This is a genomic window from Thioclava sp. 'Guangxiensis', assembly GCF_045348365.1.
GTDB classification, from domain to species: Bacteria; Pseudomonadota; Alphaproteobacteria; order Rhodobacterales; family Rhodobacteraceae; genus Thioclava; species Thioclava kandeliae.
This window is the reverse complement of record NZ_CP155822.1, coordinates 2,425,363-2,441,816: the sequence shown is the minus strand read 5'-3', so window position 1 is coordinate 2,441,816 and position 16,454 is coordinate 2,425,363. Positions and strand designations below refer to the sequence as shown.

The 16,454-nt window shown below is 58.9% G+C and carries 13 protein-coding genes; 4 read left to right on the top strand and 9 right to left on the bottom strand.

Annotated features, from left to right (window positions below):
• Nucleotides 1–49: 49 nt before the first annotated feature.
• Nucleotides 50–1,555, top strand: coding sequence for a catalase (locus tag ABEB22_RS12060; RefSeq protein WP_406870391.1), 1,506 nt, complete (start codon nucleotides 50–52; stop codon nucleotides 1,553–1,555).
• 46 nt (nucleotides 1,556–1,601) lie between these two features.
• Here ABEB22_RS12060 and ABEB22_RS12055 read toward each other — a convergent pair whose 3' ends face one another.
• Nucleotides 1,602–2,606, bottom strand: a complete 1,005-nt coding sequence (locus tag ABEB22_RS12055) for a DUF6456 domain-containing protein (protein WP_406870390.1) — start codon at nucleotides 2,604–2,606, stop codon at nucleotides 1,602–1,604.
• A gap of 206 nt (nucleotides 2,607–2,812) precedes the next feature.
• On the opposite strand from ABEB22_RS12055, the gene ABEB22_RS12050 reads away from it, so the two are divergent.
• Nucleotides 2,813–3,112, top strand: a complete 300-nt coding sequence (locus ABEB22_RS12050; protein WP_350935696.1) for a DUF6477 family protein — start codon at nucleotides 2,813–2,815, stop codon at nucleotides 3,110–3,112.
• A gap of 3 nt (nucleotides 3,113–3,115) precedes the next feature.
• On the opposite strand, the gene ABEB22_RS12045 is transcribed toward ABEB22_RS12050, so the two are convergent.
• Entirely contained in the window at nucleotides 3,116–4,663 is a 1,548-nt protein-coding gene (locus ABEB22_RS12045) for a helicase HerA-like domain-containing protein (protein WP_406870389.1), read from the bottom strand.
• Between the two features lie 478 nt (nucleotides 4,664–5,141).
• On the opposite strand from ABEB22_RS12045, the gene ABEB22_RS12040 reads away from it, so the two are divergent.
• Nucleotides 5,142–5,822, top strand: coding sequence for an invasion associated locus B family protein (locus ABEB22_RS12040; protein WP_406870388.1), 681 nt, complete (start codon nucleotides 5,142–5,144; stop codon nucleotides 5,820–5,822).
• 45 nt (nucleotides 5,823–5,867) lie between these two features.
• Here ABEB22_RS12040 and ABEB22_RS12035 read toward each other — a convergent pair whose 3' ends face one another.
• Genes ABEB22_RS12035 through ABEB22_RS12020 form a run of 4 tightly spaced genes read right to left on the bottom strand, consistent with a single transcriptional unit; the run spans nucleotide 5,868 to nucleotide 10,150 of the window.
• Entirely contained in the window at nucleotides 5,868–7,073 is a 1,206-nt protein-coding gene (locus tag ABEB22_RS12035; RefSeq protein WP_406870387.1) for a beta-ketoacyl-[acyl-carrier-protein] synthase family protein, read from the bottom strand.
• Nucleotides 7,074–7,076: 3 nt separating this feature from the next.
• A complete protein-coding gene (locus ABEB22_RS12030) occupies nucleotides 7,077–7,355 on the bottom strand; it encodes an acyl carrier protein (protein ID WP_339112594.1) in 279 nt (92 codons plus the stop codon).
• A gap of 7 nt (nucleotides 7,356–7,362) precedes the next feature.
• Complete coding sequence (locus tag ABEB22_RS12025; RefSeq protein WP_406870386.1) at nucleotides 7,363–8,463, bottom strand: UDP-3-O-(3-hydroxymyristoyl)glucosamine N-acyltransferase; 1,101 nt, start codon at nucleotides 8,461–8,463, stop codon at nucleotides 7,363–7,365.
• A gap of 49 nt (nucleotides 8,464–8,512) precedes the next feature.
• Nucleotides 8,513–10,150 (bottom strand): murein L,D-transpeptidase, encoded by a 1,638-nt coding sequence (locus tag ABEB22_RS12020; RefSeq protein ID WP_406870385.1) that lies wholly within the window; start codon nucleotides 10,148–10,150, stop codon nucleotides 8,513–8,515.
• Nucleotides 10,151–10,454: 304 nt separating this feature from the next.
• Between ABEB22_RS12020 and ABEB22_RS12015 the strand changes: the two genes are divergently transcribed.
• Complete coding sequence (locus ABEB22_RS12015; RefSeq protein WP_339112597.1) at nucleotides 10,455–11,018, top strand: DUF882 domain-containing protein; 564 nt, start codon at nucleotides 10,455–10,457, stop codon at nucleotides 11,016–11,018.
• A gap of 14 nt (nucleotides 11,019–11,032) precedes the next feature.
• Here the strand turns inward: ABEB22_RS12015 and ABEB22_RS12010 are convergent, their stop codons facing one another.
• From ABEB22_RS12010 to ABEB22_RS12000, 3 genes are all read right to left on the bottom strand, one after another.
• A complete protein-coding gene (locus tag ABEB22_RS12010) occupies nucleotides 11,033–11,707 on the bottom strand; it encodes a DUF1045 domain-containing protein (RefSeq protein WP_406870384.1) in 675 nt (224 codons plus the stop codon).
• Complete coding sequence (metH, locus tag ABEB22_RS12005; protein WP_406871150.1) at nucleotides 11,707–15,459, bottom strand: methionine synthase; 3,753 nt, start codon at nucleotides 15,457–15,459, stop codon at nucleotides 11,707–11,709. The genes ABEB22_RS12010 and metH overlap by 1 nt, the downstream gene beginning before the upstream one ends.
• Nucleotides 15,460–15,603: 144 nt before the next feature.
• On the bottom strand, nucleotides 15,604–16,092 hold the full coding sequence (locus ABEB22_RS12000; protein WP_339112599.1) for a CHAP domain-containing protein: 489 nt from the start codon (nucleotides 16,090–16,092) through the stop codon (nucleotides 15,604–15,606).
• Nucleotides 16,093–16,454 lie beyond the last annotated feature (362 nt).

The window sequence follows — 16,454 nt, the reverse complement described above, 5'->3', positions numbered from 1 at the left end:
CATAGTTCCGTCGTAGGAAGCCAAATAAAAACCGCTGATGGAGTAAAAAATGTCAGACCGCACAAAACTTACCACAAGTGCCGGCGCGCCTTGGGTGTCCAACGAGACCTCGGAGACCGCAGGCCCGCGCGGTCCTGTCCTGATGCAGGATTACCAGCTGATCGAGAAACTGGCCCATCAGAACCGTGAGCGGATCCCCGAACGCACCGTCCATGCCAAGGGCTGGGGCGCGCAGGGCACCTTCACGGTTACCAATGACATCACGAAATATAGCTGCGCCAAGCTTTTCTCCGAAATCGGTAAACAGACCGAGGTTCTTTCGCGCTGGTCGACGGTGGCCGGCGAGATGGGCGCGGCCGATGCCGAGCGTGACGTGCGTGGCTTCAGCCTGAAATTCTACACTGAAGACGGCAACTGGGACATGGTGGGGAATAACACCCCCGTTTTCTTCGTCCGCGACGCCTATAAGTTCCCCGATTTCATCCATACCCAGAAACGCCATCCGCGCACGAATCTGCGCTCGCCCGAGGCGATGTTCGATTTCTGGGGCCGTAGCCCTGAATGTATCCATCAGGTGACGATCCTGATGTCGGACCGTGGTATTCCCAAGAACCCCGCCCATATGAACGGTTATGGTTCGCATACCTATTCCATGTGGAATGCGGATGGCGAGCGCTTCTGGGTGAAATTCCACTTCAAGACCCTGCAGGGCCATAAGCATTATACCAATGCCGAGGCAGAGGCGCTGATCGGCAAGACGCGCGAGAGCTATCAGGAAGACCTCTTCAACATGATCGAAGAAGGTAACTTCCCGAAATGGCGCTTCATGATCCAGGTGATGCCCGAGAAAGAAGCCGAGAACCTTGATTTCAATCCTTTCGATCTGACCAAGGTCTGGCCGCATAAGGATTATCAGCTGATCGAGGTCGGTATTCTGGAGATGAACCGCAACCCCGACAACTATTTCCAGATGGTCGAGAATGCGGCCTATTCGCCCTCGAACAAGGTGCCGGGCATCGGCTACAGCCCCGACAAGATGCTGCAGGCGCGGGTGTTCTCCTATGCCGATGCACATCGCTACCGTCTGGGCACGCATTACGAGGCTCTGCCTGCGAATGCGCCCAAATGTCCGGTGCATCACTACCATAAGGATGGTCCGATGCGGTTCTTCCCCGCCGAGACCGGCCATCCCGATGCCTACTATTCGCCCAACCAGTATGAAAGCGCGGCCGTTGCCGATCCGGCAGCTGCCGAGCCGCCGCTGCGGATCAATGGCGATGCCGACCGCTATGTGCAGGATGATGTCGACGCCGATTATATCCAGCCGCGCGCGCTCTATGCCGAGGTAATGGATGATGCCGAACGTGACCGCCTGCATCACAACATGGCTGAGGCGATGGGCCCCTGTTCGGAAGCTGTGACCGAGCGTTGGCTGGCCGTGCTGGGCCGTGTCCATCCCGATTACGAGGCAGGCGTGCGCAAGGCGCTGGCGACAGATGGCAGCGACGTGAACGCGGTGCCAGTCACCAATGACAGTCCCGTGCCGACCAAGTAAGGGCGCGAGAAAAGGAAAAGGCCGCCGGATTCTCCGGCGGCCTTTTTTATCCGATCAGCGGGCTTTTTCCGCCATAGCGTTCCTCGTAATGGCGGTGCAACCGGATCAACGCGATGCGCAGCACGATCTTGCCGGAGCGCGCGGACCACCCCATATCGCGCTCGGTCGTCTCCAGCCCTTCGAGAAAACAGCAGCAGCGCAGCACAATATCTCCAAGCCCCGGCCCCAGATCCTGAAGCGCCGCGCCGACCCGCAGCTTGGCCGCCTCGGATCCCGCCTCTAGATTGCCCTGCACCGAGAACCCGCCCGAAACGCCTGCCGTGAGGAACCGGTCCCAATTCTGCGTGACGCGGGGTCCCATCTGCGCCAGTTCGAAATCCTCGCGCAACCTCTCGCCCGCCGCCACAAGCTGGGGCTCCAGAAACAGCTTGCCATCCCGATCACGGCGGCGTGCCAGAACTGCCAGCGGGCTTTCGGAAGTATTCACGACCGGCTTGCGGTCCACGCCCTCCGGCCCGTCGCGGCGGCGGCCTCTCGGGGTATCGTCCGCCAAGCTGCGCAGTGCGTCCCGTCCGCTGCGGGTGATCTCGTAGCTGGTGACCCTACCCTTGTGCTTGATCGCGATCCAGCCCCGAAGCGCGAAGGTCTCGGCCTGCGCGACGTCCACCACAAGGAGGCGCACCGTGCCACGCAGCACGACCGCCTTCTCCATATTCGGGGCCATGATCAGCAATGCACCAAGTTCGGTCAACCGCTGCAGAACGCGCCGCGCCTCAGCCAGAAACGCCGGTGTGTCGGGGCGCTCCGGATCCCTGACTTCGGGCGTTGCGACCGGCGCGCCTTCGCGGATGTGGTCAAGCGCCTGATCGACGAGCGGATCTTCCCGCCGCTCCTCTATGCGGCGGATCCGGCGAAGAATCGTAGAGGCATGGCAGCCCTCCTCGCGTGCGAGTTGACGGATGGAGACGCCTTCCTCGACATGGGTGAGATAAAGCTTTGCGTAAGTCGTTAGCCAATTCGGTATCGAGCCATGACGCAGGTCAGAATGCATTTCGGTTCTCCCAAAACTGGATGGCACGCGCAGGTTGAATAAGTGCTAGAAAATAATCGCAAAGCCATCTAGTTAACTATGTTTCGAGAGAATGTTCGTCGTGAATAGTATAAAGATTACCAATGCCTGCGAACGGTCCTTCACAATAATACGCAACACTACCTAGAGTTGTATTCAGACTGCTTCATCTTTGGATGGAGGTAAAAGTGACAGAATTCGACAATCGGCTGGAGAAGCTCAAACGCCCGAAACTTCTGGTGCGCGCAGCTCGCATAGGTGCGGCTTTGTATAAACCGGAGCGCGATCTGCGCAGGATCATGGTTCTCTACCAGATCACAAATACAGCAGACATTCTGACGCAACTCCTCGAGAAAGAGGCCGAAATTGACAGTGTCCGTCGCCGCGTTGCCACCCAGTGGCGCAAATACGACCCTGCGCGCCATATCGAACTACTTGCCGCGATCATTTGGGAAGCGCGGGACACGGCGCAATTGCGCGCGCTCTAGCGGTTACTTGCGGAAAAGCGAGCCCAATATCCCGCGCACGATGGCCTTTCCGCCTTGGGTGCCGATCTGGCGGACAATGCTTTTTCCAAAGGTTTCCATGAGCGTATCGGAACTGCTCCGGCGTTGGGGTTTTGCCTCGGGAGAATTTGCACCCCTGTAGCGGCGGCCACGGCTCAGGCTCTCCGGGGCACTCCGGGGCGCTTGCGGATCATCCGCGACCATACGCGCCTGCAGGAGTTCGGCTGCGGACTCACGGTCGAGCGCCGTCCGGTATTTGGCATAAAGCGCGCTTTGATCGATCACGCGCTCACGGGTTGCCGCAGGCACCGGACCGAGCAGCGAAACGGGTGGGCGGATCAGACTACGCTCCACCTGTCCCGGAACGGCTTTTGAATCGAGAAACGACGTCACCGCCTCGCCTGTGCCGACATCTCGAATGGCTTCGATAATCCCGAAATCCGGATTCGCCCGATAGGTTTTGGCCGCCTGCTCCAGCTCTTTGTGGTCCTTGGCCGTAAAGGCGCGTAACGCATGCTGCACGCGGTTGCCGAGTTGGGACAACACATCCTCCGGAATGTCGGTCGGGTTCTGCGTCACGAAATAGACGCCAACCCCTTTCGAGCGGATCAGTCGGACAACCTGCTCGACCTTGTCGAGAAGCGGCTTCGGCGCGTCATCGAACAGAAGATGCGCCTCGTCGAAAAACAGTACGAAGACCGGCTTCTCGGGGTTCCCGATTTCGGGCAGGGTCTCGAAAAGCTCCGAAAGCAACCATAACAGGAAGGTTGCATATGTTTTGGGCGTATTGATCACTTTGTCTGCCGCCAGAATATTCACCTGCCCGCGCCCGTCTTCTGCAATGCGGATCATATCTGCCAGCTCGAGTGCCGGCTCGCCCAGAAATCCGGTGGCCCCTTCGCTTTCCAGCATCAGGAGCTGCCGCTGGATCGCGCCAATCGAACGCTTGTCGACAGTGCCATAACGCATGGTCAGCTCGCTCGCGCGCTCGCCCACATGGTGAAGCATGGCGCGTAGATCCGAGAGATCGAGAAGCGCCAGCTTCTCTTCATCGGCCAGATGGAAGGCGATATGCAGCACCCCTTCCTGAGCAGGAGACAGATCCAGCAGCCGCGATAGCAGAACTGGCCCGAGCTCGGACACTGTCATCCGCACAGGTATGCCCTTAGCACCTGTGATATCCCAGAACTCGACCGGATAGCTCCGATAGCAGAGATCGAAGCCGATCTGCGCTGCGCGTGCCTCGAATGCCGATTTCAGCTTGTCCACGGGAGCACCCGCCGCCGCAAGCCCCGACAGATCCCCCTTCACATCGGTCAGAAAGACCGGAACGCCCGCATCGCTGAACCCTTCTGCAAGGGTCTGCAATGTCACGGTCTTCCCCGTCCCCGTGGCTCCCGCGATCAACCCGTGACGGTTGGCCTTGTCGAGCCGCAGCGATTGCACGACCCCGTAATCCGGTCCGCCACCGCCGATGAAAAGGGCGTCACCAACGAGCGTGTTTATGGCAGTCTCTGGGCGGGATGCAGTCATTACAGGGCCTCCGGCAAAAAATCTTAATTGAAAATATGTCGTGCGCTCCTGTGCAACAACGGAAAATTAGCCAATTCGGGGCAATGTCATATTTGTCGGATCAGCTGCGCATCGCGCCAGTTTCCGACTTTTCCTCCCTGTCAGACTGGCCGCGCTTTCAAAGTGCGGCTTTTTTTTGTGCAATCGACCAAAAAATCGAAGCCATGTCGTGCGAATGACACAAACCCTGTTGACGACATTGTGTCCGCCTCGTAGCGTCCAATCAAAGAACGAAGTCGGCCAAGTCCGACAGGGGGAACCTATTGAAAAGGGCACCGAAATATCGGGCCCTTTTCTTCATTTAAACAACACCTTACCCAGATCACATCTCTGTCGTCCACAGGTGATCACAAGGTTTTTGCCCTGACAGTCCCAACGCACCGTGATATGCGTGAGCCGACGGCCCCGAACCGGCCAGAATGAAGGATTGAAAGGCAGTATGACCAATCTCAACAAGACATTGATGTTCGCCGCCGCGCTGAGCATGTCCGCCTCTTTCGCTATGGCACAGGATACGACTGCGCCAACAACCGATGCTCCTGCAACTCCGACCGCGCCTGCGGCCGATGCGCCTGCGGCGAGTGCGCCCGATGCAGCGGCTCCGGCCGCTCAAGCCCCTGCCAAGGACGGCCCCGGCACGACCTATATCGCCTCGACTCATGGCGACTGGAAAGTGCAATGCGTCCATACCGAAGACGGCTCCGACCCCTGCCAGCTCTATCAACTCCTGAAAGACCAGAGCGGCAATAATGTCGCCGATATCTCGATGTTCCCCCTGCCCGAGAACAATCGCGCGGCTGTCGGTGCGACCATCATGGTGCCGCTCGAAACGCTGCTGACGCAGAATATGGTGATGAAGCTCGATAGTAACGAGCCTAAGGTCTACCCCTTCACCTTCTGCGCGCAGGCGGGCTGTTTTGCCCGTATCGGTCTGACTGCCGACGAGCTGACGCAATATAAAAAGGGCAGCAAGATCGAGATGACTATCGTTCCGGTCGCCGCACCGAACCAGAAAGTCAATGTGGCGATCTCGCTTGCAGGCTTCACGGCCGCCTATGACGAGGTGAAAGCCTCGAACACCAAGGCGCAGGCCAAAGACAAGCCTGCGGCAGCTCAGTAAGCCAGGAAAATCCCCGTGAAGGCCGCCCGTCCGTGGCGGCCTTTTTCATATCCGCTTGAGCGCGAGCACCGCGTTCATACCGCCAAAGGCGAAAGCGTTGGAGAGTGCGATATCGATCGATGCCTCACGGGCTTCGTTCGGCACGACATCGAGGTCGCAATCGGGATCGGGTGTATCATGATTGATTGTCGGCGCGATCACGCCTTCGTTCAGCGCCATGAGGCAGGCCAGCACTTCGATCGCGCCAGTGCCACCTATGCAGTGACCATGCATGGCCTTTGTCGAACTCACCAGAACATAATCCGCCTGTGTTCCCAAAGCGCTTCGGATGGCTGCGGATTCGGTTTTGTCATTGGCTGCAGTGCCGGTACCATGCGCGTTGATATAGCCCACGCGATCGGCCGCTATACCGCCATCGGCAAGTGCACCACTTATGGCACGCGTGGCCCCTTCGAGCGAGGGCATGACGATGTCGCCTGCATCCGACGTCATGGAGAAACCACAGATCTCGGCTAAAATCGAGGCATCACGGGCCTTGGCGCTCTCGAGGCTTTCGAGCACGAAGACGGCGCCGCCCTCGCCCTGCACCATCCCGTCGCGGGACTTCGCAAATGGCCGGCACCCGGTTCTGGACATCACGCGGAGCCCTTCCCACGCTTTGAGCCCGCCAAAATTCAGCATGGATTCAGAGCCGCCTGCCAACATTCCCTCCGCCATACCCGAGCGGATCATCTGATAGGCCAGCCCGATGGCGTGGTTGGAGCTGGCACAGGCAGTGGCGACCGAGAAGCACGGGCCCTGCAGGTTCCACGTCATCGACAGATGCGAGGCGGCGGCATTATTCATCAAACGAGGCACGGTAAACGGATGAACACGGCTTTTGCCTTCAGCGAAAACCGTGTGGAACGCGTCGTTCACGGTGCTGTTCCCACCACCAGCCGTTCCCATAATACACCCCCATTTCAGAGGATTGCTGACCGATCTTAAACCAGCTTGCGACATCGCTTCCTGCCCTGCCACCAACGCAAACTGGGTGAACCGGTCATAGAGGCCGAGCTGCACGCGGCTGAAACGGGCTTCCGCATCCCACCCCGTGATCTGCGCCCCGATCCGCACCTGCAACCGGTCGAGATCAGGGATATCGAGCGGCCCTATCCCGCAGCGCCCCTCTCGCATGGCGCGCAATGTTCCGGGAACATCCAAGGCAAGCGCGTTGACAGTGCCAGCGCCGGTAATGACAACGCGCTGCATGGCTTACACGAAGGCCTCGCCCTTCTGGCCGCAAATCATCCGCTCAACGGCGTTGACGATCGCACCGACCGAAGAGATATCGAACTCGGACTGGCTCGGCTCGTTGGCGTTAAAAGGCACTGAGATATCGAAAGTCTCCTCGATCGCGAAAATCATTTCGACGAGCCCGAGGCTGTCGAGCCCCAGATCCTCAAGCGTCATATCCGGCTGCACATCGGCGGGTGCCATGACAGCTTCGCGCGCGATGATGGAGATGATTTGCTCTTGCACGTCAGACCTCATGAGATGATTACTCGGTGCCCTTGTTGTCTCTCAGCTCTGCAACAGTTTTACGAAGATCGGCGAATTGTGCAAACAATCTCGGCAGCCGGCGGATGGATTTCTGGATCTCGACCTGTGTCTCCATCTTGACCGCAGGAGAGCCGAGCAACACCCGCCCTGCCGGTGCATTGGTGAAGATCTTGGTTGAACCTCCGGCAATAACATCATCACCGATAAAGATATTATCCGATACGCCGGTCTGCCCGCCAAGCACCACACGGTTCCCGATCTTTACCGATCCCGCGATGCCCACCTGACCACACATCATACAGTCATCGCCAATCTGGACGTTATGACCAACACAAACGAGGTTATCGAGTTTTGTCCCGTTTCCGATTTTGGTGGCGCGCACCGTTCCGCGATCGACCGTCGCATTGGCGCCGATTTCCACATCATCGCCAATGATCACGGTTCCCAGAGAATGGATGCGGGTCCAGTGTTGCGCGTGAATCTCCTCGCGCTTGCCAACCGTATTGCGGATTTCCTCGACGCCGGATTTTTCGGGCGTCACGAAGGAAAAGCCATCCCCGCCCAAGACAGCATTCGGATTGCAGATGAACCGGTCGCCGATCCTGACATAGGACATGATCCGCGCACCTGAATGGATCAGCGCATCGTCGCCAATCTGCACCCCTTCAGCAATGAAAACCTGAGCGGAAATACGGGCTTGCGCGCCAATCTTCACGCCGCGCCCGATATAGGTGAAGGGACCGATTGCCGCGCCCTCGCCGATCTCGGCACTCGGGTCGATCACTGCCGAAGGATGGATACCCGGGGCGATTTCCGGACCCGGATCGAAGACTTTCGACAGGCCAGCCATCGCAAGACGTGGGCGCGGCACAAAAATGGCCGCATCGAGGTCGAACGCAGAAAAATCCGCATCTTCCCAGAGCATTGCGACGCGAGCTTCACCTTTGGCCAAGCCCGCTGCATATTTCGGATCCATAGCCAAAGCGATTTGACCCGCTTTCGCGCTGGACGGCTCGGAGGCGCCCGACACGGTCAGCGTCCCGTCACCCTCGAATCTTGCCCCGAGTGCCTGCGCGATTGCGTCAACGCGATGTGCCATAACTCTGCCTTTCCATCTTGCGGGCCGTCCTGCGGCCCTTTGCCCTGACTTAATTCGTCAGCGCGGCAGATTCCACCCCGGCCTTGTGCAAGGCGGCGTAAAGGCGTGCATCGCGGCCATAGACGTCGCGGCGATACTCGATCTTGCCCTTCGCATTCGGCCATGCAGTGAAATAGACCAAATGCACGGGCACCGGCGGTGTCAGCTTCACGGTTGTCTCGTTGCCACTCTCGAGAATGCGCTGGAAATAGGCCTTGGGGTTGTCGGTCTGGGGCGCGAGCAGCGTATAGGCCAGTTCAAATGGCTCGCCCACACGCACACAGCCGTGGCTGAAAGCGCGCTGCTCTTTCGAGAACAGAGATTTCGACGGCGTATCATGGAGATAGATGTTATACTTGTTCGGGAACAAGAACTTCACCAAACCAAGAGCGTTATGCTGCGAGGGTGGCTGGCGCATGGCGAAGGGGAAACTGCTGGCGGTATACTGGCTAAAATTCACCGCGCCACGCGGCACCACCTGCCCGCGCGAATCCACCAGCTGCAGCTGTGCCGCCGCATTCGGATTGCGCTGCATCATAGGAAGATATTCCTTGGTCACGATAGACCGCGGCACATGCCATGCCGGATTGATCACCATACGGTCCATCATATCGGAAAATTCCGGCGTCTGGCGGTCTGGCGTGCTCTGGCCGACGACCGTTACCGATTTGAACGTGGTTTTGTCGTCATCTACAACCCTGACCGAGAAATCGGCGATATTGACCCAGATATGGCGCTTGCCGAGATCAGTGCCGTTCATCCAGCGCATCCGTTCAAGCGCCACAAGTACGGATTTCAGCCGCTCTTGAGGGGCCGCGTTCAACGCCTCGAGAGTCGAGCTTCCGGCCACGCCATCGGTGATCAGCCCCTGATCCTCCTGAAACTGCTGGACAGCCTTCTGCATCGCGCCGTCATAGCTGGCCGTCGGATGGGAGCCGAGATACCCCATATTCTGAAGCCGGTTGCGTAGCGCAATGACTGCATCCCCTTGGGCGCCAGGTCGCAGGATACCGGCATGGACCTCGGGCCCCCAGCCACCATCGGCAATCGTGGTCTCGAGATCGAGCTTGGCTTTGACGAGCTGTGCATAGGCCGGACTGCGGGGCGCGAGCGCATGCAGCCATGCCAGAGGCGTCTGGCTCTGGCTGAATGCGCGGATCAGGGTAAGATTATCGGGCCGGTCGATCTCGCGCACGATCGTCGGGTCGACCTTCTTGGGCGTTAATATGCCGCGCGAGAGATCCTGTGCGTAGCGTAGGAAAGTTTCCGACATCCGGATCTCGAGCTGCCCGCGCTGGCGTTCCGAGCGCAGCTCGCCAAAGGCCTGACGCAGCCCCTGCGCGTCATAGCGTTCACTCGGAAGCCCCTGAGCGCCAGCTTGATCCAGCACGCGGAAAAAGGCGGCGCGGCGGGAGGCATCGCCTGCGCCGGTCCATATCGGCTGGTAGTCGCGTGCGGAATAGAACTGTACAAGCGCCGGATGGTCGGTCGCCCCTTCGGCCACGGCCTGCATGAAGCCGGAGATGGTTATCTGCGATGCGGGCACCGCACCGGCCACTGTTGCGAGATTGGTCTGGGCATGGAGGCTGCTGCCGAAGGACGCCGCCAATAAGCCGGCCAGACCCGCATATCTGAGAGAATCGATCATCGTCCGCCTGCTGAAAGTCATCTGCACATTCTACATGAGGGATCGCGCGCAGCATCACGAATGTCCAGCATCAAGGCTTTGTTAACCATTTTCATGGCAACTATGTCGCATTACCTCAACAATCGTCCCCTTGTGGCGCCATGAGTGGCAATTTTCCGCCTAAATCCTAGTTGACCATTCGTTAACTAGAGAATTCACAGTTGATCGCGAAGACGTGGGGGACCTAACGTGATCGCGATCTGACGAGAGGCACGCGTAAAGTCGCAGATAAGCGGCGCGCAAAAAAACTTAGGCAGGCATAAAAATGGCAAGCAACCTATTGTTCACCCGCCGTGGTCTTCTCGGGGCTTTTGCAGCTACCGCAGTCGTCGCAGCGCCTACCATGTCCAATGCGTTCGGTTTTTTGCGCGGCGCGGGCGATGTGCGTCGTATCCGCATGTATTCGGGCCGCACAGGTGAGAGCATCAATACAGTCTACTGGATTGATGGTGAATATATCGACGATGCGCTCAACGAGATCACCCATTTCATGCGGGACTGGCGTACCGGCACAAAGAAAACGATCGACCGCCGCACGATCGATATCGCCGCAGCCTCGCATAATCTGATGGATATCCAAGAGCCCTATATCATGCTTTCGGGGTATCGTTCTCCAAAGACCAATGCGATGTTGCGCTCGCGGTCCGGCGGCGTGGCCCGGAACTCCCTCCATATGCGCGGTCAGGCAGCAGATCTGCGGCTCAAGTCGCGTTCGGTCAACCAGATGTATAAAGCGGCCATGGCCTGCCATGCGGGGGGCGTCGGCAAATACAGTCGCTCGAACTTCGTGCATATGGATTGCGGTCCGGTCCGGTCTTGGGGCGCCTGAGCACCCGCGCCTCATCAGCCTTTGAGAGAGATCCTGTGGAGAAGCCGGAAACGTTTGCTATGCGGTTCCTCGCCCATAATACACAGCGAATTGATGGCTAGATGGTCATTCAAAGCGCTTTGGAACCAATCTGTCGCGGCGGACTCCAAGGTGTCGAGCTGCGTTTTCCCCAGCTTGTCGGTCAGCGTGAAATGCAGTTTGAACCGGTCCATGACATGCGCATAGCCCCAGCGTATCAAATAGTCCCGATCAGAACTCCCGAAGCGATCCGAGCTTCGTCTTTCGATTTCCTCTTCCGAAAGAGGCTTGCGGATGTCGTTGGTTCTGCGCACGATCTCTGAGGCAAACGCGGTAATTTCCGGTTGTGGCTCAGGAATGAGGGCAAGAAACCGTCCGAGCCGAACGAGCTGTAGCGGCCCGATGCTCAGAGCGGGCAAGCTCCGGCCGAGATTTTTGCACAGTGTTACAAGGTCTTCATAGCTGACCCCGTCTTGCAGGACGAAGGGCGCACGAAGCGTTGCGTGAAACCCGTAACGTGCAGGCCGTGCGGTCACTTCCGGCGATAGACCCGCCAGCGCGGGTTGCGCGATGTCCCTGCCCGCCGCGCTGTCCCAACCCAACCATGCCGCCCCCCGTGCGTAAAACACGCCTTCGGGGACGGCATAGATCGCATAGCGCGGGACTGCCATCAGGCGTCGGGCGCTTTCGGCGTGTAGTTCAGGATCGGCGCAAGCCAGCGCTCGGCCTCGGACAGGTCCATGCCCTTACGCTGGGCATAATCCTCGACCTGATCTTTCTCGACCCGTGCAACCCCGAAATAATAGGCTTCCGGATGGCCGATATAGATCCCCGACACGGACGAACCGGGCCACATCGCATAGCTTTCGGTCAGTTCGACCCCTGTCTGAGAAGTCGCGTCCAGGAGCTTGAAAAGCGTCTCTTTTTCGGTGTGATCGGGCTGTGCCGGATAGCCCGGTGCTGGGCGGATACCGTCATATTTATCGGCAATCAGAGCGGCGTTGTCGCAGGCCTCGTCAGGAGCATAGCCCCAGAGTTCCTTGCGGACAAACTCGTGCAGGCGCTCGGCGAAGGCTTCGGCAAAACGGTCAGCCAATGCCTTCACGAGGATCGAGTTATAGTCATCATGCGCGGCCTCGAACTTCTCCGCAATCGCCTGCTCCTCGGGGCCTGCGGTCACCACGAAGCCACCCAGATAATCGGCCTTGCTGCCTTCGGGTGCGACAAAATCCGACAGCGCCACGTTGGGGCGGCCCTCGCGTTTGGTCACCTGCTGGCGCAGCGTGTGCATGGTCGCCAATTCGGTGCCGCGGTCCTCGCCGGTATAAAGACGGATGTCATCCCCCACCGTATTGGCGGGCCAGAAGCCCACAACCGCTTTGGGCGTGAACCATTTCTCGTCAATGATCCTGGCCAGCATCGCCTGTGCATCGGCAAAGAGTGCCCGCGCTGCCTCGCCCTGTTTCTCGTCCTCGAGGATCTTCGGATAGACGCCTTTCAGCTCCCAGGTCTGGAAGAAGGGCGTCCAGTCGATATAGCGGGCCAGCTCGGCCAGATCCCAGTTTTCAAAGGTCTTGGTGCCAAGGAAACTGGGCGCTTTGGGTGTATAATCCGCAAAATCGGCCTTATAGGCATTGGCGCGGGCATCCGCCAATGACAGCCGCTTCTTGGCCAGTTCGGCACGGGCGTGTTTCTCGGCCGTCTCGGCGTAATCCGCCTGAATACTCGCGACATAATCGGGTTTTTGCGTCTTGGACAGCAGTTGCGAGACCACACCTACCGCGCGCGAGGCATCAGTGACATAGATAGCCTGCCCCTTGTTATAGCGCGGATTGATCTTCACGGCGGTATGCACCTTGGAGGTGGTCGCCCCGCCGATCAGCAGCGGCAGATCCATGCCGAGCCGCTCCATCTCGGAGGCCACATGCACCATCTCGTCAAGCGAGGGCGTGATGAGCCCCGAGAGCCCGATGATATCCACCTTCTCGCGCTTGGCGGTCTCGAGGATCTTCTCGGCGGGCACCATCACGCCCAGATCGATGATCTCATAATTGTTGCAGGCCAACACGACGCCCACGATGTTCTTGCCGATATCATGCACATCGCCCTTTACGGTCGCCATCAGGACCTTACCGGCCGCCTCGCTTTCCGTGGTGCCGTTCTGGCGCTTCTCTTCTTCCATGTAGGGCAAAAGCACGGCCACGGCCTGTTTCATCACACGGGCCGATTTTACCACCTGTGGCAGGAACATCTTGCCCGCGCCAAAGAGATCGCCTACCACGTTCATCCCCGCCATCAGCGGGCCTTCGATCACATGCAGCGGACGCTCGGCGCTCTGACGGGCTTCTTCGGTATCCTCGTCGATGAATTCGGTGATGCCATTGACCAGCGCATGCTCGAGGCGCTTCTCGACGCCCCATGTGCGCCACGTCATATCCTTCTCACGGCCCTTGGCACCGCCCTGACCACGATATTTCTCGGCGATCTCGAGCATGTTCTCGGTGGCCGAGCCGCCATTGGCGGGCGTGCGGTTGAGAACCACATCCTCGCAGGCTTCGCGCAGATCGGCATCGATCTGGTCATAGACCGCAAGCTGCCCCGCATTGACGATCCCCATATCCATACCGTTTTGAATGGCGTGGTAGAGGAAGACCGCGTGCATCGCCTCACGCACGGGCTCGTTGCCGCGGAAGGAGAAGGACAGGTTCGAGACGCCGCCCGAGATATGCACATGCGGGCAGGTTTCGGTGATGATCTTGGTGGCCTCGATGAAATCGACGCCGTAATTGTCGTGCTCCTCGATGCCGGTCGCCACAGCAAAGACGTTGGGATCGAAGATGATGTCTTCGGGGGCAAAGCCCACGTCCTCGGTGAGGATCTTATAGGCGCGCTGGCAGATCTCGACCTTGCGGGCACAAGTATCGGCCTGCCCCTGCTCGTCGAAGGCCATCACCACCACGGCAGCACCGTAAGCCTTGCAGAGGCGCGCGTGATGGACAAAGGCCTCGACGCCCTCCTTCATCGAAATCGAGTTGACGATCGCCTTGCCCTGCACACATTTCAGACCGGCCTCGATCACCTCCCATTTGGAACTGTCGATCATGATCGGCACGCGGGCGATATCGGGCTCGGCAGCAATCAGGTTCAGGAACTCGACCATCGCGGCCTTCGAGTCGATCAGACCCTCGTCCATGTTGATGTCGATGATCTGCGCGCCGTTCTCGACTTGTTGGCGGGCCACATCCAAAGCGCTTGCATAATCGCCGGCGGTGATCAGTTTACGGAATTTGGCGGAGCCCGTGACATTGGTCCGCTCGCCCACATTGACGAAGGGAATATCCGAGGTCAGCGTGAAGGGCTCGAGCCCCGACAGGCGCATCAGGACCGCAGGCTCGGGGATTTCGCGCGGGGCGATATCCTTCACGGCTTGGGCGATGGCGCGGATATGATCAAAAGTCGAGCCGCAGCAGCCGCCCACGATATTGACAAGTCCATCACGCGCGAAGCTGGCGACCTGCTCGGCCATATGCTCGGGCGACTCGTCATACTCGCCCATCTCGTTGGGCAGACCGGCATTGGGATAGGCACAGATCAGCGTGTTGGCCACGCCAGAGAGTTCGGAGATATGCGCGCGCATCGCCTCGGCACCTAGCGCACAGTTCAGGCCGATGGTCAGCGGGCTGGCATGACGAACCGAGTTCCAGAAAGCCGCGGGCGTCTGCCCCGAGAGCGTGCGCCCCGAAAGGTCGGTGATCGTGCCGGAGATCATCACCGGCATCTCGATCCCGCGCTCGACGAAGACCTCCTCGCAGGCAAAGATCGCAGCTTTGGCGTTAAGCGTGTCGAAGATCGTTTCGATCAGAAGGATATCGACGCCACCATCAATGAGCGCATTGATCTGCTGCGTATAGGCGATGCGCAAATCATCAAAGGTAACAGCACGGTAGCCGGGATTATTCACATCGGGGCTGATCGATGCGGTGCGGTTGGTCGGTCCAAGAGCGCCTGCGACAAATCGCTTACGGCCATCCTCGGCCTCGGCGCGATCCATCGCCTTGCGGGCCAGACGCGCGCCCTGGAAGTTCAGGTCATAGACCGCGCCTTCAAGCGCATAATCGGCCTGTGCGATCGTGGTGGACGAGAAGGTATTCGTCTCGGCGATATCGGCGCCCGCCATCGCGTATTTGTAATGGATCTCCTCGATCGCTTCGGGCAGCGTCAGGTTGAGGAGGTCGTTATTGCCCTGCTGCGGATGGCTATTGCCCTCGAGATGCGCCTCGAAAGGACCACTGCGTTCGGAGATCTGGAAATCGGGTTCTGACAGATGGAGCTTCTGGATCTGCGTGCCCATCGCCCCGTCGAGGATCAGGATACGGTCTTTGGCGGCGGATCTGATCTGGTCAAAAACGGCAGAACGGGTCATGGCTTTACGGGACACGGCTGACAGCACTCCTTTGGTTCCAGAGTGGGTTACATAGCCCGTCGCGAAATGTAAATCCAACTCATATTGGTCAAGAACTATATGAGTTGGATTCAAAAACCCCACCGCGATGGGTGGGGTCTGATATCAGCCACGATGGACGTTCTGGATGAAGCCATAGACCGGATATTCGCTGCCAAAAGCGGCTTTGGTGGATTTGACCCGCACCTCGGACCAGTCGTTCTTGGCGGAGACATCGATCACTTCCATGCCGAGCGAGACCTGATTGCGCTTCCAATTGGCGTGATCGACAAGGATCTTGCGGCTATCGACGACCTTGGACACCACGGCCACATGCCCCATCGGCAGACGCTTGGTGCCCTTGAACACCATCACCGCGCCGGGTGCCGGGCTGTGGCGGCGCAGGTAGGACCCGTCGGCCTGACCCCACCAGGTGCGTGCATTGCCGCGAAGCTCGATGCCGCTTGCATTGCGGGCGAAGGGCACGCACCAGACGCGTTCGCCCTTGGCTCGCATTGCTGCCGCGATCTGCACGGCTGCGTCGCGGCGAGCCGGATCGAGGCCGATCGTTGCCTGACGATCCATCCGCGCCGAAGCAAAATTCATCGAACTCATCTGGCCCAGATCGCCTTTTGACGAGCAAGCCGCAAGAGATAGTAGGGCTGCGGCAGCAAGTGCCGGCCCACGCAAAGTGGAAAGAACGCCTGTCACGCTCGGGACCTCGACTGTTTTTTATGGGCACGCCTAGCCGGTTCGGATCTGGCTCGGAGCACGGGAGTTTTGTGCCCAAAAACATCGTTAAGGGAAAGTGAGGAGAACTAAGCTCGGCGAAAATCTGCTCATTGTGCAAAATGTGATGGAACCGCCCTGATGCGAAAACTCAGGAATAGGACGCATGGCTTTGGTTAAATTGAGAAATCTTTTAGAAGTGACTTTTCTGCAAGGGGTGCTTGGCAAAATTGCCGCACTCCCTTGCG